Here is a 20,062-nt window from a genome sequence, read left to right on the forward strand (position 1 = left end):
TCAGCCCGCGACGCCCACCACCAGCCAGATTCCGGCGACTCCCGCGACTGTGCACAGCAGGGTGGAGAGCGCCGGATGGTCGTGGTGCGCCTCGGGAAGGATCTCCGCGGCGGCGAGGTAGAGCAGCGCACCGCCGAAGAAACCCAGGTAGCTGCCGAGGAGGTCCCCGGGAAGGGTGAACAGCACGGTGGACGCGGCGCCGACGACGGGCGCCAGGGCGTCGGCGAGGAGCATGAGCGCGGCCTTGCGACGGTCGTTCCCGTACAGGCTGGTGAGCGTGTACGTGGTGAAACCGTCGGCGAAGTCGTGCGTGATGACCGCGATCGCGACCGCGACACCCATGCCGCCGCCCACCTGGAACGCCGCGCCGAGAGCGATGCCGTCCATCAGGCTGTGCCCGACCATCGCCGCGGCTGCGGTCAGGCCGACCTGCGGTACTCGCTCGCCCGGGCCGGCGCCCGTGCGCCGCCTGCCTCACCGCGAGCAGCCGTTCCACGACGTGCGCCACGAGAAAGCCGCCGACGAACAGCAACAGGGCGGCGGGTACGCCGAAGACGGGGTCGCCCGCCGCCTCCATCGCCTCCGGCAGCAGGTCGAGTCCGACCACGCCGAGCATCAGTCCGCCCGCCAGGCCGAGCACGAGATGGCGGCGGTCGGTGACGCGTCGCGCCGTCCACCCGCCCGCCAGCGTCATCAGGAACGCGCCGAGCGCGACGATCACCGCCATGCGCCCCTGCTTACCTGACCCGACCCTCCTTCCGCACATCCGCGTTCCATCCCGTTGACCCCGTGCACACGGACCGACGGAAAACCCGAGAGGACCCCCGCTCATGGCCGCTGCCCCCACCGGCAAAGTGACCTTCGTCGGTGCCGGACCCGGCGCCGCCGACCTGCTGACGTTCCGGGCCGCCAAAGCCATCGCCGACGCCGATGTGGTCATCTGGGCCGCGAGCCTGGTGCAGGCCGAAGTGCTGGACCACGCCCGGGAGAGCGCGGAGATCCTGGACTCGGCGGCGATGTCGCTGGAGGACGTCGTCGCGGTGTACGAGCGGGCGGTACGGGACGGTCTGCGCGTGGCGCGGGTGCACTCCGGCGACCCGGCCCTGTGGGGCGGCACACAGGAGCAGGTGGACCGGTGCGCGGCGCTCGGTGTCGAGGTCGAGATCGTGCCCGGCGTGTCGTCGTTCTCGGCCGTGGCGGCGATAGCCCAGCGGGAGCTGACCATCCCCGAGGTCGCCCAGTCGGTGATCCTCACCCGTCTCGGTGGCGGCAAGACGCCGATGCCGCCCGGCGAGGAGGTACGGGAGTTCGCCCGGCACGGCACGACCATGGCCGTCTTCCTCTCGGCGGCCCGGTCGGGGCAGCTGACGGCCGAACTGCTGGAGGGCGGCTATCCGACGGACACCCCGGTGGTCGTCGCTTACCAGGTGACGTGGCCGGAGGAGCTGGTGCTGCGCTGCACGCTGGGCACGCTGGAGGAGACGGTCAAGGAGCACAAGCTCTGGAAGCACACGCTGTTCCTGGTGGGTCCGGCCCTGTCCGCCTCGGGCACGCGCTCGCACCTCTACCACCCCGGCCATTTCCACGGCTTCCGGAAGGCCGATCCGGCGGCCCGCAAGTCGCTGCGCGCGGCGCGGGGCGCCCAGGAGGCCGATTCGTGATCACGGTCATAGGTACGGGAACGGGCGCCCCGCCGGCCGGCCGCGACCGCGCCGCGCTGGACGCCGCCACCCTGGTGGTCGGCGGACAGCGGCATCTGGACGCCGCCGGGGTGCCGGAGCGCGCCGCGCGGGTGGTGCTCGGGCCGCTGGCTCCCGCGTTCGACGCGATCGAGGAGCACTTGGCGAAGGACGGCCCGCGCGTTGTGGTCCTCGCCTCCGGCGACCCCGGATTCTTCGGCGTCGTACGGGCGTTGGCCGAGCGCTTCGGGGTGGACGCGCTCGACGTCCGGCCGGGGGTCGCGTCGGTGGCGGTGGCCTTCGCGCGGCTCGGACTGCCCTGGGACGACGCGGTGGTGGTCAGCGCACACGGGCGGGACCTGCGGACCGCGGTCAATGTGTGCCGGGCCCAGCCCAAGACCGCCGTACTCACCGGTCCCGGAGCCGGGCCCGCGGAACTGGGAGCCGAACTGGTCCGCCGGACGGTGGACCGCACCATGGTGGTGGCCTCGGCGCTGGGTGATCCGGAGCACGAGCGCCTGGAGCGGGTGTCGCCGGCCGAGGCCGCCGCCCGCGACTGGGCCGGCGTGAGCGTGGTGGTGTGCCTCGACGAGTCGCGGGCGCTGTCGCCGGTACGGACGATCGCCGGCCCGCGGCCCGTCCCGTCCCGATGGGCCCTGGCCGAGGACGAGTTCACCCACCGGGACTCGATGATCACCAAGTTCGAGGTGCGGGCCCTGGCCCTGGCCCGCCTTGGCCCGCGCCTGGGCGACCTGGTGTGGGACATCGGATCGGGATCGGGGTCGGTGGCCGTGGAGTGCGCGCGGTTCGGCGCGGCGGTGGTCGCGGTCGAGAAGACCGCGGACGGCGTCGGGCGCATCCGGGCCAACGCGGCCGCCCACGAGGTGGACGTGCGGATCGTGCACGGTGCGGCTCCCACGGTCCTGTCCGATCTCGCCGACCCGGACGCGGTGTTCATCGGCGGTGGCGGCCGGGAACTGCCCTCGATCGTCACTGCCTGCGCCCGGCGGGCCCGGCGCAGCGTGGTCGTCGCCATGGCGGCGCTGGACAGGGTGCCCGCGGTGCGAAGCGCGCTGTCCGGCGCCGGGTTCGTGGCCGGCGGCGTACTGCTGCAGTCGTCGCGGCTCGCGCCGCTGCCCGGTGACGTGCACCGGCTCGCCGCCACGAATCCCGTCTTTCTGTTGTGGGGCAACCGCCCCTCGGACATGGCAATCGAAGGAGCAGTCGAGTGATCGGCCTGATTTCCGCCACGGCGGCCGGCGCAGTCGCCCGCGACCGGGTGGCCGCGGCCTGGTCCGGCCGCAGCCGGGTCTACGAAGGCCCGGTGCGGGAGGCCGTGGAACGGGCCTTCGCGGAGTGCGAGCAGCTGGTGTGCTTTCTCGCGACGGGGGCGACGGTCCGGCTGATCGCGCCGCTGCTCGCGGGCAAGTCGTCCGACCCGGGTGTCGTCACGGTGGACGAGTCCCTGCGCTACGCGGTGGCCCTGCTGGGCGGCCACGGCGGCGGGGCCAACGACCTCGCCTACGCGGTCGGGGACGTCCTCGGCTGCGCCCCGGTGGTGACGACGGCGACGGACGCGACGGGCGTTCCGGGGCTGGACACGCTGGGCCGCCCGGTGGAGGGAGCGGTGGCCGCGGTCACGCGGGCGATCCTGGACGGCGAGCGGGTGGCCGTGCGGGCGGACGCGATCTGGCCCCTGCCCCCACTGCCGCCGAACGTGGTGCAGTCGCCGGAAGGCTCCGCCGCTCAGGACCCCGGAAGGGCTGAGGCTGCCGAGGAGGCCAAGTCGGGCGACGCGCCGGTTGCCGCGCGGGAAGCGGCCCACGACGAGCGCGGCCGGACGGCGGCCGGCGCGACGCTGTGGGTCACCGACCGGATTGTTCCGCTCGGTGAGCGGGAGGCCGTCGTGCGGCCGCCGTCGCTGGTCGTCGGGGTCGGCGCCAGCAAGGAGGCGCCCGTCGACGAGGTGCTCGGGCTCATCGAGGGCGCCCTGCGTGACGCCGGGCTCTGCGCGGACTCCGTCGTGGAGTTGGCGACCGTGGACGCCAAAGCCGGCGAGGCCGGGATCGTCGGGGCTGCCGCCCGCCTCGGCGTGCCGGTCAGGACGTACGACGCCGGGACGCTGGCCGGCATCGCGGTGCCGAACCCGTCCGGGGCTCCACTCGCCGCCGTCGGGACGCCCTCCGTCGCTGAGGCCGCCGCCCTGGCCGGCGGAGGCGAACTGCTGGTACCGAAGCGGAAGTCGGCGCCCGAGGGGCGTGCCGCGATGGCCACCTGCGCCGTCGTGCGGCGGGCGCCGCGCGGCCGGCTGGCCGTCGTCGGCCTCGGTCCGGGAGCACGGGACCTGCTCACCCCACGCGCCAGGGAGGAACTGCGGAGCGCCTCGGTGCTGGTCGGGCTCGACCAGTACGTCGACCAGATCCGCGACCTGCTCCGGCCCGGGACCACGATCCTGGAGTCCGGCCTCGGCGCCGAGGAGGAGCGGGCCCGAACCGCGGTCGCCGAGGCGCGCAGGGGTCACGCCGTCGCCCTGATCGGCTCGGGCGACGCGGGTGTGTACGCCATGGCGTCGCCCGCGCTCGCCGAGGCGGCCGACGACATCGACGTGGTGGGCGTCCCGGGGGTGACCGCCGCCCTCGCGGCCGCCGCCATCCTCGGTGCGCCGCTCGGCCACGACCACGTGTCGATCAGTCTCTCCGACCTGCACACGCCGTGGGAGGTCATCGAGCGGCGCGTACGGGCCGCGGCCGAGGCGGACATCGTGGTGACCTTCTACAACCCGCGCAGCCGCGGCCGTGACTGGCAACTGCCCAAGGCGCTGGGCATTCTCGCCGAGCACCGCGCGCCCGCCACCCCGGTGGGTGTCGTACGGAACGCGTCCCGCCCGGACGAGAGCAGCCGGCTGACCACGCTCGCGGGACTCGATCCGACGACGGTGGACATGATGACGGTGGTGACCGTCGGGAACACGGCCACGCGGGAGATCGCGGGCCGGATGGTGACGCCCCGGGGCTACCGGTGGCAGTCGGAGGGAGCACGGTGACCAGGGTCGTCCACCCCATCGAGCAGGAGTCGTTCCGCAGGCTGCGGACCCGCATCGACACCTCGCACTTCCCTCCGCTCACCCGGGCGGTGGTCGAGCGTGTCATCCACTCCAGCGCGGATCTGGCGTACGCGGACGACCTCGTCTGCGACGAGACCACGCTGCGCGCGGCCCACACCGCGCTGCACGCCGGCGCGCCCGTGGTCGCCGATGTCGAGATGGTCGCGGCGGGCATCACCCGCCGCGAGTCGGTGTGCCGGCTGAAGGAGGCCGAGTCGGGCCCCGGACTGACGCGTTCGGCGCACGCGATCAGGCTGGCGTACGAACAGGTCGGGCCCGGCGCGGTCTGGGTGATCGGCTGCGCACCCACCGCACTGGAGGAGCTGCTCGTCCTCGACGCGGCGCCCGCGCTCGTCATCGGCCTGCCGGTCGGCTTCGTCGGAGCGGCCGAGTCCAAGGCCGCGCTGCGTGAGAGCGGCCTGCCCGCAGTCAGCAACGTTTCGGAGAAGGGCGGTTCGGCGGTCGCCGCGGCCGCGCTCAACGCCCTGCTCTACACCCCCCTCAGCACCAAGGAGAACGCGTGACCACCCCGCCCCCCGCACTGCTCATCGCAGGCCACGGCACCCGGGACGAAGCGGGAGCCGAGGCCTTCCGCGACTTCGTACGGGAGCTTGGCCGCCGCAACCCCGAACTGCCCGTCGCGGGCGGCTTCATCGAGCTGTCTCCGCCTCCGCTCGGCGAGGCCGTGACGGAGCTGGTCGAGCGTGGGGTGCGGCGCTTCGCGGCCGTCCCCCTGATGCTGGTGTCGGCCGGACACGCCAAGGGCGACATCCCGGCGGCGCTGTCCCGCGAGAAGGAGCGGCACCCCGCCATCTCGTACTCCTACGGCCGCCCGCTGGGCCCGCACCCGGCGCTGCTGTCCGTGCTGGAGCGGCGCGTCGGCGAGGTCCTCGGGAATCGCGCGGCCGGCGACGCCGACCGCTCGGACGTGACCGTGCTGCTGGTCGGCCGGGGCTCCACCGACCCGGACGCCAACGCCGAGGTGCACAAGGCGGCGCGACTGCTGTGGGAGGGGCGCGGTTATGCAGGCGTGGAGACCGCCTTCGTGTCGCTGGCGGCGCCCGACGTGCCCTCGGGGCTCGACCGGTGCGTGAAGCTCGGGGCGGGCCGCGTCGTCGTCCTGCCGTACTTCCTCTTCACCGGCATCCTGCCGGACCGCGTGCGTACGCAGACGGCGGAATGGGCTGCGGCGCACCCGGGGACCGAGGTGCTGTCGGCCGATGTCATCGGTCCCACCGAGGAGTTGCTCGGCCTGGTGATGGAGCGCTACCGCGAGGCCGTACAGGGGGATCTGCGGATGAATTGCGACTCCTGTGTCTACCGGATCGCGATGCCGGGATTCGAGGACAAGGTGGGCCTGCCTCAGCAGCCGCACTTCCATCCGGACGACGACGGTCATGGTGGGCACGGACACGGCGGACCTCACCAGCACCACAGTGGCCATGCACACGCCCACTGACGCCCACGACCTGCGTCACCACGGGGACGCGGAGGTGCGCGGTGGGGATCTCACCGATCTCGCGGTGAACGTACGGGCCGGGACTCCCCCGGCCTGGCTGAAGGAGCGCATCGCCGCGTCCCTGGACACCCTTGCCGCCTACCCCGACGGACGGGCGGCGCGGGCGGCGGTCGCGGGGCGGCACGGGCTGCCGGTGGACCGGGTGCTGCTGACGGCCGGCGCGGCGGAGGCGTTCGTGCTGATCGCGCGTGCTCTTCCGGTGCGCAGGCCGGTCGTCGTGCACCCGCAGTTCACCGAGCCGGAGGCGGCGCTGCGGGAGGCGGGACACACGGTGAGGCGGGTACTCCTCGCCGAGCGGGACGGCTTCCGGCTCGATCCGGCGGCCGTGCCGGAGGACGCGGATCTGGTGGTGGTGGGCAACCCGACCAACCCGACGTCCGTACTGCATCCCTCACGGACCCTGTCCCGGCTGGCCCGCCCGGGGCGCACCCTCGTGGTGGACGAGGCGTTCATCGACGCGGTGCCGGGTGAGCGCGAGGCGCTGGCGGCGCGGACGGACGTGCCGGGACTGGTGGTCCTGCGCAGCCTCACCAAGACATGGGGGCTGGCGGGTCTGCGGATCGGTTACGTGCTTGCCGAGCCGGAGACCGTCGCCGCGCTGGAGCGGGCGCAGCCGCTCTGGCCGGTCTCGGCGCCCGCGCTGGCGGCCGCCGAGGCGTGTGTGACCACGGCGGCGCTGGCCGAGGCCGCGCACGCCGCACACCGGATCGCGACCGACCGGGCGCATCTGCTGGCTGGACTGGCCGAGTTCGACGAGGTGCGGGTGGTGGAGCAGGCGGAGGGACCCTTCGTACTGATCCGGACGGCACGGGCGTACGCGGTACGGGAGCGGCTGCGCGGCCTGGGCTTCGCCGTCCGGCGTGGCGACACGTTCCCGGGCCTGGGCCCGCAGTGGCTGCGCCTGGCCGTACGCGACCGAACGACGACAGGCCGCTTCCTCCAGGCCCTGGACCAGGCCCTGGTCCTGTCGGAACGCTGACTTCCCACGGCAGCTGGCGGGGCCACGCCGAGCGGCCGCTCGCGGGACCCCGCCATCCCGCCGCCCGCGACGCCGGGGTGGCGGTGGCGGGGTGGCGGGTGGCGGGGCAGGTGCACCCCGGGCGGTCAGACCTTGCCGCGGCCGCGTGCCAGTACCAGTCCTGCGGCGCCGACCGCGACGAGCACGACCGCGCCGCCCGCGACGTACGGCGTCGTGGAGCTGCCACCCGTCTCCGCGAGGGACTCCTCGGCCGGCACGGCACCCTCCGACTGGGCCTCCACCCCGGAGGCCTCCTGCTCCTGCTCCTGCTCCTGCTCCTGCTCCTGCTCGGCGGGTGCCTTGGGCGAGGCGCACGTCGCCTCTGCGAGTGTCACCTCACCGTCGACCTCGGCGACGTTCAGCTTCAGCGGGTTGACCGACACCTTGAGCCGCAGCGCGGTGGCCGCCGCGGTGGATGACGTGGTTCGCGTCTCCGACAGGTCGAGCCGCACCTCGCCGACGCCCGGTACCTCGACGGTCGTCGTACCGCCCGTGGTCAGTGTCGTCCGCTTGCCCAGCACGGTGACCGCGCCCAGCACGTTCGACTCGGCGACCGGCTGCCTGCCCGCCTCGCAGACGGCCTTCGAAGTGACCTTCTCCACCTCGATCAGAGAGAGCAACGGCAGCCCGGGCACATGGACCCTCGCCTTGACGATGTTGGTGTAGCCCTCCGCCCGGTGCCTGTCGGCGGTCGCCTTCGCGGTGGCGACGTCCGCGCGCAGCACCTGGAAGGGCCTCCCCCGGTCGACACCCTCCAGGGTGACCGCCAGCGCGGTCTTCTCGGCGCTCGCCGGGGCGTGCACCTCGTTGAGAGTGGCCTTCAGCGGCACCTGGACGGTCTTGTTCAGCAGGGAGACATCGAGCCCGGTCCGCAGCACGACGGCGCTCGCTCTGCCGTCACCGCCGGAGCCGTCCCCGTCGGTGGCGTGGGCGGGGGCCGCGGCCGTCAGGGTCGCCGGACCGGCGACCAGGGCGGCGGCCGCGACGGCGGAGGCGCAACGGCGTGCGGGCATGCGGAAGGTGTTGCTGTTCACGGTGGTGGAACCCCCACAGGAGACATGGAGCCGCCGGCGCCGCCGATGGGGGACATCGCGGACGCCGACGGCGTCGACTCCGAAATCTTTACGCGCGGAGAGTGAACGGTCAGCAACCTGGCGTGAGTTCACTCCAAAGTGCGGTTTCCGCGCTCGTATTCGATTCTGCTGGCACGCGGGTTCCCGTACGTCTCCCCCGCAACGGACAAAGGGCGCGCGCCCCGGCAGTCACGCCGGGCACGCATGGGAAGGTTCAACGAGAGCGTCCAGCCGCGAGTAACGCTCCGTCAACCCAGCGCGTCCTGCGGCTCAGCCGACGATCCGGCCGTTGAGCACGGTCGCCCGGGGCGCCGCCAGCACCCGGACATCCGCCCGCGGATCCTCCTCGTACACCACCAGGTCGGCAGGTGCGCCCTCCTCCAGCGACGGGCGGCCCAGCCACGCGCGTGCGGCCCACGCCGTCGACGACAGCGCGTCCAGCGGTGGGATGCCGGCCTTCACCAGCTCCGCGACCTCCGCCGCGACCAGGCCGTGCGCGAGGGAGCCGCCGGCATCGGTACCGACGAAGACCGGGATGCCCGCGTCGTAAGCCGCGCGGACCGTGTCGTACCGGCGCGCATGCAGCCGGCGCATATGGTCCGACCAGCGGGGAAACCTGTCCTCACCACCCGCCGCGAGCTGCGGGAAGGTCGCGATGTTCACCAGCGTCGGCACGATCGCGACGCCGCGCTCGGCGAAGAGCGGGATGGTCTCCTCGGTGAGGCCGGTGGCGTGCTCGATGCAGTCGATGCCCGCCTCGACGAGGTCGCGCAGCGATTCCTCGGCGAAACAGTGCGCGGTGACCCGGGCGCCGAGCCGGTGCGCCTCGGCGATGGCCGCCTCGACCGCCTCCCGCGGCCAGCAGGCGGTCAGGTCGCCTGCGTCCCGGTCGATCCAGTCGCCGACGAGTTTGACCCAGCCGTCACCCCGCCGCGCCTCGTGGGCGACGTACTCGACGAGGTCGTCCGGCTCGATCTCGTGGGCATAGTTGCGGATGTAGCGGCGCGTACGGGCGATGTGCCGCCCGGCGCGGATGATCTTCGGGAGGTCCTCACGGCCGTCGATCCAGCGCGTGTCCGACGGCGACCCGGCGTCCCGGATGAGCAGGGTGCCGGCGTCCCGGTCGGTGAGCGCCTGCTTCTCGCTGGTCGCGTCGTCGACCGGGCCGTGGTGGTCGAGGCCGACATGGCAGTGCGCGTCGACCAGCCCGGGCAGCGCCCACCCCTCGACCGTGGTCACGTCGCGCACGCCGATGGGCCGCTCGTACGAGATCAGGCCGCCGACGGCCCACAGCTCGTCCCTGACCTCCTCAGGGCCCACCAGCACCCGACCCCTGACATGCAGCACCGGCTGATCGCTCATGTCAGGCACTCTACGAGGCCGTGAGTACCCTCGGCCCAGCAGCCCGGACAAACCATGAACCGCGCGCACCCGAAGAACCCACCGCGAAGAGAGCACCGCCGTGACGCACCCCCTTCTGGACCTGGCCCCTCTGACCGCCGCGCACTTCGCGTCGATCGAGCGGCGTGTGGCCGCACTGCTCTCGACCGAGCAGGACGTGGTCGTCACCCAGGGCGAGGCGCTGCTCCCCCTGGAGGGCTGCATCCGCAGCGGCGCCCGGCCCGGCTCGACCGCGCTGAACGTCGTCACGGGTCCGTACGGGCAGACCTTCGGCAACTGGCTGCGGGACTGCGGTGCCTCGGTGGTCGACCTGGCTGTGCCCTTCCACACGGCGGTCTCCGCCGAGCAGGTGGGGAAGGCGCTGACCGAGCACCCGGAGATCGACTTCGTGTCCCTGGTCCATGCGGAGGCGGCGACCGGAAACACCAACCCGGTCGCGAAGATCGGTGAGGTGGTACGGGCCCACGGTGCCCTGTTCATGCTGGACGCGGTCGCCTCGGTGGGCGCCGAGCCGCTGCTGCCGGACGCGTGGGGCGTCGACCTGTGCGTGATCGGCGCACAGAAGGCGATGGGCGGGCCGGCCGGGGTCTCGGCGGTATCGGTGAGCGACCGCGCCTGGGCCCGGTTCGCCGCCAACCCGCAGGCTCCGCGCCGGTCCTACCTCTCGCTGCTGGACTGGAAGGAGCGCTGGATCGACAGCGGCCGCAAGGCACTGCTGCACGCGCCGGCGCAGCTGGAGATGCTGGCCCTGGACGCCTGCCTGGAGCGGATCGAGACCGAGGGACCGGCTGCGGTGATGAACCGGCACGCGGCGGCCGCGGCAGCCACCCGGGCGGGTGCTCCGGCTCTCGGCTGCGGCCTCGCGCCGTTCGTCGGCGTGGCGGCCGAGGCGGCGCCCGTGGCCACGACCCTGCGTACGCCGGCCGGCGTCGACGCGTCGGAGGTGGTCGCCGCGGCGCTGGCCGCCGACCCGTCGCTGCCGTTGGCCGCGGGCGGCGGTGCACTGGCCGGGGAGATGATCCGGGTCAACCACTACGGCCCCGACGCGGCCCAGGACGTGGTGCAGGCCTCACTGGCGGCGCTCGGCACCGCACTCGGGCGCCACGGGCACACGGCGGATCTCGATTTTGCCCGAAAGGTGATTTCGGAAACCTGGCTGAGCGCGTCGAATTAACGAATTTCCGACACCGGGAAATGTGAATTTCCTGGCCGCTTCCCCGCTATTCACGTCTGCCCTGGTTCTCCATCCGTAAACACCAAGATTTCGACAACGTCCACGGGCGTGTGACCGACTCCACAGTGGGGGCGTTTTGCCCGGTAATTTTCGGGCAAAACGCCCCCACCTCACGCCCGCGTGATAACACAGCACGGATTCTTTCGTAACCCCCACGCCGGATGCGATTTCCGAATTCGCTCGCTAAATTCGCACCCCATGACCGCAGCGCATATCGACACTCCGAAGGTGGAAGACGGCGCCGCGATGTGGCGAATCGCGCGCGACTCCGTGACCCTGGACCTCAACTCCTCCTACAGCTATCTGCTGTGGTGCCGCGACTTCGCCGCGACCTCGGCGGTCGCGCGCCGTGCGGACGGCGAGCCGGTCGGCTTCATCACCGGCTACGTGCGCCCCGAGAGCCCGCGGACCCTGGTGGTCTGGCAGGTCGCCGTGGACCGTGGGCACCGCGGGCGCGGCCTGGCCGGCGCACTCCTGGAGGACCTGGCGGTGAAGGTCGCCGGCTCCCACGGGGTCGACCGGATCGAGACCACGATCACCCCGGACAACACGGCCTCCGAGCGCCTGTTCACCTCCTACGCCGAACGGCGCGGGGCTTCCGTGAGCCGTGAGGTCCTTTTCGACGCGGGACTGTTCCCCGACGGGGGGCACGAGCCGGAGGTGCTGTACCGCATCGGCCCGATCGCCGCCTGACAGCCCGCACGACGGCCCCGCACGAAACCCCCCACGAACAGGAGAACCTGGTGACCATCACCCCGCCCGCCCTCAGCGTCTTCGAGACCCTGGAGTCGGAGGTCCGCAGCTACTGCCGCGGCTGGCCGGCCGTGTTCGACCGGGCTCAGGGCAGCCGCCTCCACGACGAGGACGGCCACACGTACCTCGACTTCTTCGCCGGTGCCGGCTCACTCAACTACGGCCACAACAACCCGGTGCTCAAACGCGCGCTCATCGACTACCTGGAGCGCGACGGCATCACCCACGGCCTGGACATGGCCACCACCGCGAAGCGTGCCTTCCTGGAGTCGTTCCAGAACGTGGTGCTGCGCCCCCGCGACCTGCCGTACAAGGTGATGTTCCCCGGCCCGACGGGCACCAATGCCGTCGAGTCCGCGCTCAAGTTGGCGCGCAAGGTCAAGGGCCGCGAGTCGATCGTCTCCTTCACCAACGCCTTCCACGGAATGTCGCTGGGCTCGCTGGCCGTCACCGGCAACGCCTTCAAGCGGGCCGGCGCCGGCATCCCGCTGGTGCACGGCACGCCGATGCCGTTCGACAACTACCTCGACGGCCGCACGCCGGACTTCCTGTGGTTCGAGCGGCTGCTGGAGGACCAGGGCTCCGGGCTCAACCAGCCCGCCGCCGTGATCGTCGAGACGGTGCAGGGCGAGGGCGGCATCAACGTGGCCCGGCCCGAGTGGCTGCGTGCGCTCGCGGACCTGTGCCGTCGTCGCGACATGCTGCTGATCGTCGACGACATCCAGATGGGCTGCGGCCGTACCGGCGCGTTCTTCTCGTTCGAGGAGGCCGGCATCACCCCGGATATCGTCACGCTTTCCAAGTCCATCAGCGGCTACGGCCTCCCGATGTCCCTGTGCCTGTTCAAGCCGGAACTGGACATCTGGGAGCCGGGCGAGCACAACGGCACCTTCCGCGGCAACAACCCGGCGTTCGTCACCGCCGCCGCCGCGCTCGACGCCTACTGGGCCGACGGGCAGATGGAGAAGCAGACCATCGCGCGCGGCGAGCAGGTCGAGCAGGCGTTGCTGGCCATCTGCGACGAGCACACCCGGCTCGGCGCCGAGTACCGGGGCCGCGGCCTGGTGTGGGGCATGGAGTTCACCGAGAAGTCGCGCGCCGCGGCCGTCTGCGCCCGCGCCTTCGAACTCGGTCTGCTGCTGGAGACCTCAGGCCCGCAGAGCGAGGTGGTGAAACTGCTGCCGCCGCTCACCGTCACGCCCGAGGAGCTGGACGAGGGCCTGCGGATCCTGGCCCGCTCGGTCCGCGAGACCGCGTAAACCCCGCGGCACACGACAGCTCAGCACCCGTACACAGAAAGGCAACACCCACCGTGATCGTCCGATCGTTCAAGGACATCGAAGGAACCGAGCGCCATGTGAAGGCCGCGTCCGGCACCTGGGAGAGCAAGCGCATCGTCCTCGCCAAGGAACGGGTCGGATTCTCGCTGCACGAGACCACTCTGTACGCGGGTACCGAGACGTCGATGTGGTACGCGAACCACATCGAGGCCGTCCTCTGCGTCGAGGGCGAGGCCGAACTCACCAACGACGAGACAGGTGAGACGCACTGGATCGAGCCCGGCACGATGTACCTGCTGGACGGCCACGAGCGCCACACCATGCGCCCCCTGACCGACTTCCGCTGTGTCTGCGTCTTCAACCCGCCCGTCACCGGACGGGAGGACCACGACGAGAACGGCGTCTACCCGCTGCTGACCGAGTCCGAGGAGGGCTGACCATGACCGCCGTACTGACCGACCTCTACCCGACCCGCGGTGCCACCGAAGTGACCGTCCCCCGCAAGGACCCGGTGGTGTGGCAGGGCCCGGGTACCCCTGGGCCGTTCCGGCCGTCCGAGCTGGCCGGCTTCGAGCGGGACGGCTTCGCCGCGGTCCCGCAGCTGATCACGCCGGACGAGGTCGCGCTCTGCCACGACGAGCTGGAGCGGCTGATCGCCGATCCGGCGGTGCGGGCGGACGAGCGCTCCGTCATCGAGCCCAAGTCCCAGGCCGTCCGGTCGGTGTTCGAGGTCCACCGGATCAGCAAGGTCTTCGCGGAGCTGGTACGTGATCCGCGCGTGGTGGACCGCGCCCGGCAGATCCTCGGTTCGGACGTGTACGTCCACCAGTCCCGGATCAACGTCAAGCCGGGCTTCGGGGCCTCCGGGTTCTACTGGCACTCCGACTTCGAGACCTGGCACGCCGAGGACGGCCTGCCGAACATGCGGACCGTGTCCGTCTCGATCGCGCTGACCGAGAACCACGACACCAACGGCGGCCTCATGATCATGCCGGGGTCGCACCGTACGTTCCTCGGCTGCGCGGGCGAGACGCCGAAGGACAACTACAAGCAGTCGCTGAAGATGCAGGACGCCGGCACCCCGTCCGACGAAGCCCTGACGGCGATGGCGGAGCAGCACGGTATCCAGCTCTTCACCGGCAAGCCCGGCTCGGCAACCTGGTTCGACTGCAACTGCATGCACGGCTCGGGCGACAACATCACCCCGTATCCGCGCAGCAATGTTTTCATCGTCTTCAACAGCGTGGAGAACAAGGCGGTTGAACCGTTCGCGGCGCCCGTGCGGCGGCCCGACTTCATCGGAGCGCGGGACTTCACTCCCGTCAGCTAGCCCGTCGCAGATCCGGTCCAGCCGGCTCTGCGGGGTGAGGGGCAGCGACCAGGTGTCCGGCCCGGTGATCTGAGCGGGCGACTTCCCGTCCTTGCCCAGATCGCCGGTCGGCGCGCCGCTGAGGGAGAAGAGGGGACGAGCGCACCGTCCTCGCTGTCCGGGACCTCCACCAGAACGGCGCTGCCGTCTTCGAGCGTGATCTCACCGATGGACGGTACGAACCCTCCCCGTAGTTGCCCGTCCGCAGGCGGACAGCGACTCGTTGTCAACGTCGAGCCAACGGTGAGACCAGCGCCACTGCAACATCACTGTCAGCGGGCCCCCGATCGGTCGGCGCCTGCCGACGGGCGTTGTCCGGCCGGACAACTGCCTTACACGGTCGGGTAGTCGAGGTAGCCCTTGTCGTCGCCGCCGAAGAAGGTGGCCGGATCGGGGGTGTTGTAGGGGCCGTCGGACGCGAGCCGGGCCGGCAGGTCCGGGTTGGCCAGGAACAGGGCGCCGAAGGCGACGATGTCCGCGGTGCCGTCCTCGATCAGCCCCAGCGCGTCGGCGCCGGTGGGACCCTCGGTCGCCGGGTTGAGGATGAAGGCGCCGGTGAACCGCTTCCGGAGGGCGAGTGCCAGCTCCCGGGCCTCCGGGCCGGCCTCGACCATGTGCAGATAGGCGAGAGCGAGCGGCTCGATGGCGTCCACCAGTGCGGTGTAGGTGGGCTCCGCCTCCGGCTCGTCGATGTCGTTGTACGGGTTGCCCGGCGAGATCCGCAGTCCTGTCCGGTCCGCTCCGATCTCCGCGGCCACGGCCTTGGTGAGCTCGACGGCGAAGCGGATGCGGCTCTCGACGGAGCCGCCCCAGGCATCGGTGCGCAGGTTGGTGTTGGGGGCGAGGAACTGGTGGATCAGGTAGCCGTTGGCGCCGTGCAGCTCGACGCCGTCGAAGCCGGCCTCGATGGCATTGCGGGAGGCGGAGACGAAGTCGTCTATGGTCGCCCGCACTTCGGCGTTCGAGAGCTCGCGCGGCGTGATGAACCGCTTCGGCCCCTCATGCGTGTACACCTGCCCCTCGGCGGCGACCGGCGAGACGCCGACCGGGACCAGGCCGTCGGGCAGCAGTACGGGGTGGCCGATGCGGCCGGTGTGCATGATCTGGACGAAGATCCGGCCACCGTTGGCGTGTACGGCGTCAGTCACCTTGCGCCAGGCAGCGATCTGCTCGTCGCTGTGCAGTCCCGGGGTGTCCGGATAGCCCTGGCCCACCACCGAGGGCTGGACGCCCTCGGTGATGATCAGGCCGGCGGAGGCGCGCTGGGCGTAGTAAGCGGCGGTCGAGCCGGTCGGGGAATTCCCCGGTCCGTACGCCCTGGAGCGAGTCATCGGGGCCATGGCGATGCGGTTGGCGAGGGCCGCGCCGCCCAGGTCGATCGGATCGAATGCGGTGGTCATGGGAGCCCCCAAGAGATTTATGTGGTCGGCCAAGTAATCGGGCCGAGTGCCACTGTAACGCATTGCTTGGCCGACCAAGGTAAAGTTTTGGGAGATGCCCGACCGGCAGTCGCCGCACCACCTCGAGGAGTCCGCCATGACCGGCCCCACCGGCCCCAAGGCAGCACAGGGAGACCCCGCCTGTACCGGGCTGCCGAGCTCCGCCCGCGGCGGCCCGGTCAGCCACGCCGTGTCCCGGGTGGCGCGGCTGCACCGGATCGCCGCCGGAAAACTGCTCAAACAGCTCGGCCTCTACCCCGGGCAGGAGTTCCTGATGATGCACCTGTGGGAAGCCGGGCCTGTTCGTCAGTCCGATCTCATCAAGTCGGTCGACCTCGACCCGTCGACCGTCACCAAAATGCTCCAGCGCCTGGAGCAGACCGGTCATGTGCGGCGCTGCCCGGACCCCTCGGACCGCCGGGCCGTGCTCGTCGAGGCCACCGAGGGCAGCTGCGCCCTGCTCGCCGACGTCGAGCGCGCCTGGACCGGGCTGGAGGAGCTCACCCTCGCGGGCCTCGACGACGGGGAGCGCAGGGAACTGGCCCGGCTGCTCGCCAGAGTCGAGGACAACCTCTGCACCGATACGAGGGGCTGCCCGCAGCCGCGCGGCGGCCCGGCGGCCGGGCCGGCGGCTCAGCCGGAGAGCACGTCCAGCAGCCGGTCCACATCGGCGGCCGAGTTGTAGAAGTGGAACGCCGCGCGAAGGTTCCCGGCACGGGCGGAGGTCTGGATGCCCGCCCGTGCCACGTCCTCCTGCCGGTGCGCGAGTCCGGGCACCGAGACGATCGCCGACTCGCCCGGCACGGGCGCGAGCCCCAGCTCCAGGAGTCCGGCGCGGCAGCGGGCGGCCAGGGCGGTGTTGTGGCCGTGGATGCGCTCGACCCCGATCCCCTCGATGAGGGCGAACGACTGCTCGGCCGCGTGGTAGGCGACGAAAGCGGGGGCCTCGTCGAACCGGCGGGCGGAGTGGGCGAGTTCCTCCACCGGGCCGTACGTCGACTCCCAGGGGTTCTCCCCCGAGAACCATCCCGCGTGGATCGGCACCAGTGACTCCTGGGCCTCCTCGGTCACCGTCAGGTAGGAAGCCCCGCGCATGGCCAGGAGCCACTTGTAGCCGCCGGTGACGGTGTAGTCGAAATCGCCGGCGTTCAGCGGCAGCCAGCCGGCGGCCTGGCTGGCGTCCACCAGCGTACGGGCACCATGGGCGGCGGCCGCTGCCCGGATCGCGGGCAGGTCGGCGATCCGCCCGTCGGCCGACTGCACGGCACTGACGGCGACCAGTGCGGTGCCGGGGCGCACCGACTCTGCCAGCGAATCCAGCGGCACCAGCCGCACCTTGAGATCCCGGCGCACCGCGAACGGATTGACCACCGAGCTGAAGTCGCCCTCGGCAACCAGGACTTCCGCCCCCTCCGGCAGAGAGGCGGCGATCAGCCCCACGTGTGTGGCCACCGCAGAGCCCGTGGACACCCGCTCGGCCGGGACACCCATCAGGCGGCCGAAGGCCGCGCGGGCGGCGGTCAAGGAGTCCAGACTGCCGAGCGAGGCGGCACTGCCGGCCACGGCGTCGTCGGCGAACGCCCGGACCGCCGCGGCGGTACGCCTCGGCAACAGGCCGCAGCTGGCGGTGTTCAGGTACGTCCTGCCGGGCGCGAACTCGGCGGCTGCCACGTCAGTCAGAGAAAGGGGTTCCATGCCCCCACTCTGCTGTCTAACCGACTCCCCGTCCATTGCGTTTGATTGACGGAAACCCCCAAGCACCGCTTATGCATGGACGCTGACCTGCGGAGCCTCGCACGAGCCGTCCGCGTCGCGGGCGGCTCGCCCGGCTGGCCGACACCGCCTTGCCCGGCCCGTGACCATGCCCGTGCGGTGGGGCAGGCGTGCGGTGCGGCCGGCTCAGTCGACGTACACGCTGACCCCGAACTCGGAGACCAGCTCCTCGCGGGTGCCGCCCCGCTCCCCTGGGCGTCCGACACCCAGCCGCAGTGCGAGATGCGCTGAGTCCGGGGCGCGCGGAGCGTCGGGGTCCGGCCGCCACCCGTGCTTGGCATAGAACGACTGGGCGCGCAAATTGTGCTCGTACACCTCGAGGCGCGCGGCAGTGACCCCGGCCCGGCGCCACTCCTCGACGCAGGCGCCGTGCAGCGCGCCGCCCAGGCCCCGGCTCCAGCGGTCGGGGTCCACATGGAGCTGGGTGAGGGTCATGGCACCATCGATCGCGCGGTACGCGGCGACGCCGGCGACCGTCCCGCCCTGCTCCGCGCAGAGCACACTGCCGTCGCCCCGCGCGAGGGCCCGCTGCCAGCCCTGCCGGGTTCTGGCCAGCTCGCCCGGTCCGGCGTAGTCCTCCTCGGGGATGTGGCCGCGGTAATAGGTGGCGCGGGCCCGGGTGTGCACATCGGCGATGGCGTCGAGGTCCGCGGCGGTGGCGATTCTGATCACGCGGTTGGGGACGCCGTCCGCGGCGCCGCCGGTTGCAGAGCTCAGCTCCCCTCGCGCGGCGGTCCCGGACATCGCCCGCACGCCGCGCGACGGGCCGGCCGGCCCGTCGGAGACCTGCCGGCCCGCCGCTCAGCTCTCCGGACGGCCGTCGATGCGCCGCGGCAGGCGGAGCGGGTTGTCGTCGTGCAGCTCCGGCGGGAGCAGGGCCTGCGGCATGCCCTGGTACACGACCGGGCGCAGCCAGCGCTCGATGGCCGTGCCGCCCACGGAGGTGGCTGTCGAGGTCGTGGCCGGGTAGGGGCCGCCGTGGTGCTGCGCGGGGGCGACGGCGACGCCGGTGGGCCAGCCGTTGACCAGCACCCGGCCGGCGAGCGGGGTGAGTGCGGCGACCAGTGCGGCGCCGCTGCCCTCCGTTCCCCCGGCCTCGGCGGCGGAGAGGTGGACGGTGGCGGTGAGGTTGCCGGGCAGCCGGGAGAGCACGGCGGTGATCTCGTCCTCGTCCCGGTAGCGGGCAACCACGGTGACCGGCCCGAAGCACTCCTCCAGCAGCAGATCGTGCGCACCGCCGGCCAGGCGCTGCGCCGGTACGGTCAGGAACCCGGCGCCGACGGTGTGCTCGCCGCCCGCTCCTGGGGTGACCGGGGCCTCGACGTCGGGAAGCGCGGCCCGCTCCCGTACCCCGGCGACGAAGTTGTCGCGCATCCGGTGGTCGAGCAGCACGCCGGCCTCGGTCTCGCTGACCGCTTCGGTGAGCGACTTGGCCAGCCGGTCGCCGTGCGCACCGGAGGGCACCAGGACAAGGCCCGGCTTGACGCAGAACTGGCCGACGCCCAGCGTCATCGAGCCGGCCAGCCCGGCGCCGATCTCCTCGGCGCGCTCCGCGGCGGCGGCCTCGGTGACCACGACCGGGTTGAGGGAGCCGAGTTCGCCGTGGAAGGGAATGGGAACGGGCCGGGCGGCCGCAGCGTCGAAGAGGGCCCGCCCGCCTCGTACGGAACCGGTGAATCCGGCGGCGGACACCAGGGGGTGCCGGACCAGTTCGACGCCCGCGTCGAAGCCGTGGACGACCGAGACCACGTCTTCCGGCAGCCCCACCCGGGCGGCTGCCCGGCGCAGCACGGAGGCGCACAGCTCGGAGGTCGCGGGATGGCCGGGGTGTGCCTTGACGACGACCGGGCAGCCCGCGGCGAGCGCGCTGGCGGTGTCGCCGCCGGGCACCGAGAAGGCGAGCGGGAAGTTGCTGGCGGAGTAGACGGCGACGACGCCCAGCGGCACTTTGCAGCGGCGCAGGTCGGGGCGCGGAGGGACGAGAGTGCCGTCGGCGTGGTCGATGCGTACGTCGAGGAACGCGCCCTCCTCCACGATGTCGGCGAAGGTCCGCAACTGATAGGTTGTGCGCCCGAGTTCGCCGGTGAGCCGGCCGGGGCCGAGAGCCGTCTCGGCGTCGGCCGCCTCGATCACGTGCTCGCCGGCCTCGTCGAGGAGGCCCGCGGCCGCGCGCAGCAGTGCGGCGCGTACCGTACGGTCGGCGAGGGCGCCCCGGGCGGCGTGCGCGGCGCGTACCGCCTGGTCCACTTCCCCCGGTGTGGATTCGACGGCAACCTGCTCGCGCGGCTTCCCGGTTCGGGGGTCGACACTCCAGACTGGTGCTGCTGTCACCGCGGGTCCTCCCGGCTCCTCTGTCACCCATCAGGCGCGTTCGGTATTCTGAACAGAGTTCCTGATGATGAATGTTTCCGGGGACTCTAT

General features: G+C 72.2%; 18 protein-coding genes and 1 pseudogene. 12 read left to right on the plus strand and 7 right to left on the minus strand.

Annotated elements, in window-relative coordinates; genetic code table 11:
* Window positions 1-727 (minus strand): annotated as a pseudogene (locus AB0M62_RS03080) (ZIP family metal transporter).
* A 103-nt stretch (window positions 728-830) separates the two neighbouring features.
* On the opposite strand from AB0M62_RS03080, the gene cobM reads away from it, so the two are divergent.
* From cobM to cobC, 6 genes are read left to right on the plus strand one after another with little or no spacing between them, the layout of a single operon-like run.
* Complete coding sequence (gene cobM / locus AB0M62_RS03085; protein WP_366072340.1) at window positions 831-1,661, plus strand: precorrin-4 C(11)-methyltransferase; 831 nt, start codon at window positions 831-833, stop codon at window positions 1,659-1,661.
* A complete protein-coding gene (gene cbiE, locus AB0M62_RS03090) occupies window positions 1,658-2,911 on the plus strand; it encodes a precorrin-6y C5,15-methyltransferase (decarboxylating) subunit CbiE (RefSeq protein ID WP_366072341.1) in 1,254 nt (417 codons plus the stop codon). Before cobM ends, cbiE begins: the two co-directional genes overlap by 4 nt.
* The gene (gene cobJ / locus AB0M62_RS03095; RefSeq protein ID WP_366072342.1) at window positions 2,908-4,722 is read left to right on the plus strand and encodes a precorrin-3B C(17)-methyltransferase; all 1,815 of its coding nucleotides are present in this window, start codon (window positions 2,908-2,910) and stop codon (window positions 4,720-4,722) included. The genes cbiE and cobJ overlap by 4 nt, the downstream gene beginning before the upstream one ends.
* Complete coding sequence (locus AB0M62_RS03100) at window positions 4,719-5,306, plus strand: precorrin-8X methylmutase (protein WP_366072343.1); 588 nt, start codon at window positions 4,719-4,721, stop codon at window positions 5,304-5,306. Before cobJ ends, AB0M62_RS03100 begins: the two co-directional genes overlap by 4 nt.
* Window positions 5,303-6,241 (plus strand): sirohydrochlorin chelatase, encoded by a 939-nt coding sequence (locus AB0M62_RS03105; RefSeq protein WP_366072344.1) that lies wholly within the window; start codon window positions 5,303-5,305, stop codon window positions 6,239-6,241. Before AB0M62_RS03100 ends, AB0M62_RS03105 begins: the two co-directional genes overlap by 4 nt.
* Window positions 6,225-7,280, plus strand: a complete 1,056-nt coding sequence (gene cobC / locus AB0M62_RS03110; RefSeq protein ID WP_366072675.1) for an Rv2231c family pyridoxal phosphate-dependent protein CobC — start codon at window positions 6,225-6,227, stop codon at window positions 7,278-7,280. Before AB0M62_RS03105 ends, cobC begins: the two co-directional genes overlap by 17 nt.
* 125 nt (window positions 7,281-7,405) lie before the next feature.
* Here cobC and AB0M62_RS03115 read toward each other — a convergent pair whose 3' ends face one another.
* Together AB0M62_RS03115 and AB0M62_RS03120 are read right to left on the minus strand one after the other, a co-directional pair.
* The gene (locus tag AB0M62_RS03115) at window positions 7,406-8,353 is read right to left on the minus strand and encodes an SCO1860 family LAETG-anchored protein (protein WP_366072345.1); all 948 of its coding nucleotides are present in this window, start codon (window positions 8,351-8,353) and stop codon (window positions 7,406-7,408) included.
* A 309-nt stretch (window positions 8,354-8,662) separates the two neighbouring features.
* Window positions 8,663-9,754, minus strand: a complete 1,092-nt coding sequence (locus tag AB0M62_RS03120) for an amidohydrolase family protein (protein ID WP_366072346.1) — start codon at window positions 9,752-9,754, stop codon at window positions 8,663-8,665.
* 100 nt (window positions 9,755-9,854) lie between these two features.
* On the opposite strand from AB0M62_RS03120, the gene AB0M62_RS03125 reads away from it, so the two are divergent.
* From AB0M62_RS03125 to thpD, 5 genes are all read left to right on the plus strand, one after another.
* A complete protein-coding gene (locus AB0M62_RS03125) occupies window positions 9,855-10,967 on the plus strand; it encodes an aminotransferase class V-fold PLP-dependent enzyme (protein ID WP_366072348.1) in 1,113 nt (370 codons plus the stop codon).
* Between the two features lie 258 nt (window positions 10,968-11,225).
* Entirely contained in the window at window positions 11,226-11,720 is a 495-nt protein-coding gene (ectA, locus tag AB0M62_RS03130; RefSeq protein WP_366072349.1) for a diaminobutyrate acetyltransferase, read from the plus strand.
* 50 nt (window positions 11,721-11,770) lie between these two features.
* A complete protein-coding gene (gene ectB / locus AB0M62_RS03135) occupies window positions 11,771-13,039 on the plus strand; it encodes a diaminobutyrate--2-oxoglutarate transaminase (RefSeq protein ID WP_366072350.1) in 1,269 nt (422 codons plus the stop codon).
* Between the two features lie 53 nt (window positions 13,040-13,092).
* Window positions 13,093-13,497, plus strand: coding sequence for an ectoine synthase (locus tag AB0M62_RS03140; protein WP_366072351.1), 405 nt, complete (start codon window positions 13,093-13,095; stop codon window positions 13,495-13,497).
* A 2-nt stretch (window positions 13,498-13,499) separates the two neighbouring features.
* Complete coding sequence (gene thpD / locus AB0M62_RS03145) at window positions 13,500-14,390, plus strand: ectoine hydroxylase (RefSeq protein ID WP_366072352.1); 891 nt, start codon at window positions 13,500-13,502, stop codon at window positions 14,388-14,390.
* 371 nt (window positions 14,391-14,761) lie between these two features.
* Here the strand turns inward: thpD and AB0M62_RS03150 are convergent, their stop codons facing one another.
* A complete protein-coding gene (locus AB0M62_RS03150; RefSeq protein ID WP_366072353.1) occupies window positions 14,762-15,829 on the minus strand; it encodes an alkene reductase in 1,068 nt (355 codons plus the stop codon).
* Between the two features lie 136 nt (window positions 15,830-15,965).
* Between AB0M62_RS03150 and AB0M62_RS03155 the strand changes: the two genes are divergently transcribed.
* Complete coding sequence (locus AB0M62_RS03155) at window positions 15,966-16,553, plus strand: MarR family winged helix-turn-helix transcriptional regulator (RefSeq protein WP_366072676.1); 588 nt, start codon at window positions 15,966-15,968, stop codon at window positions 16,551-16,553.
* Here the strand turns inward: AB0M62_RS03155 and AB0M62_RS03160 are convergent.
* The 3 genes from AB0M62_RS03160 to AB0M62_RS03170 all read right to left on the minus strand — a co-directional run bounded on the left by AB0M62_RS03160 (window position 16,502) and on the right by AB0M62_RS03170 (window position 19,972).
* Entirely contained in the window at window positions 16,502-17,563 is a 1,062-nt protein-coding gene (locus AB0M62_RS03160; protein WP_366072354.1) for an aminotransferase class V-fold PLP-dependent enzyme, read from the minus strand. The two genes, AB0M62_RS03155 and AB0M62_RS03160, sit on opposite strands and share 52 nt — an antisense overlap.
* Window positions 17,564-17,767: 204 nt before the next feature.
* Entirely contained in the window at window positions 17,768-18,313 is a 546-nt protein-coding gene (locus AB0M62_RS03165) for a GNAT family N-acetyltransferase (protein ID WP_366072677.1), read from the minus strand.
* A 129-nt stretch (window positions 18,314-18,442) separates the two neighbouring features.
* Window positions 18,443-19,972, minus strand: coding sequence for an aldehyde dehydrogenase (NADP(+)) (locus AB0M62_RS03170; protein WP_366072355.1), 1,530 nt, complete (start codon window positions 19,970-19,972; stop codon window positions 18,443-18,445).
* Between the last annotated feature and the right edge of the window lie 90 nt (window positions 19,973-20,062).

This window comes from Streptomyces sp. NPDC051219 (assembly GCF_040682335.1).
Lineage (GTDB): Bacteria > Actinomycetota > Actinomycetes > Streptomycetales > Streptomycetaceae > Streptomyces.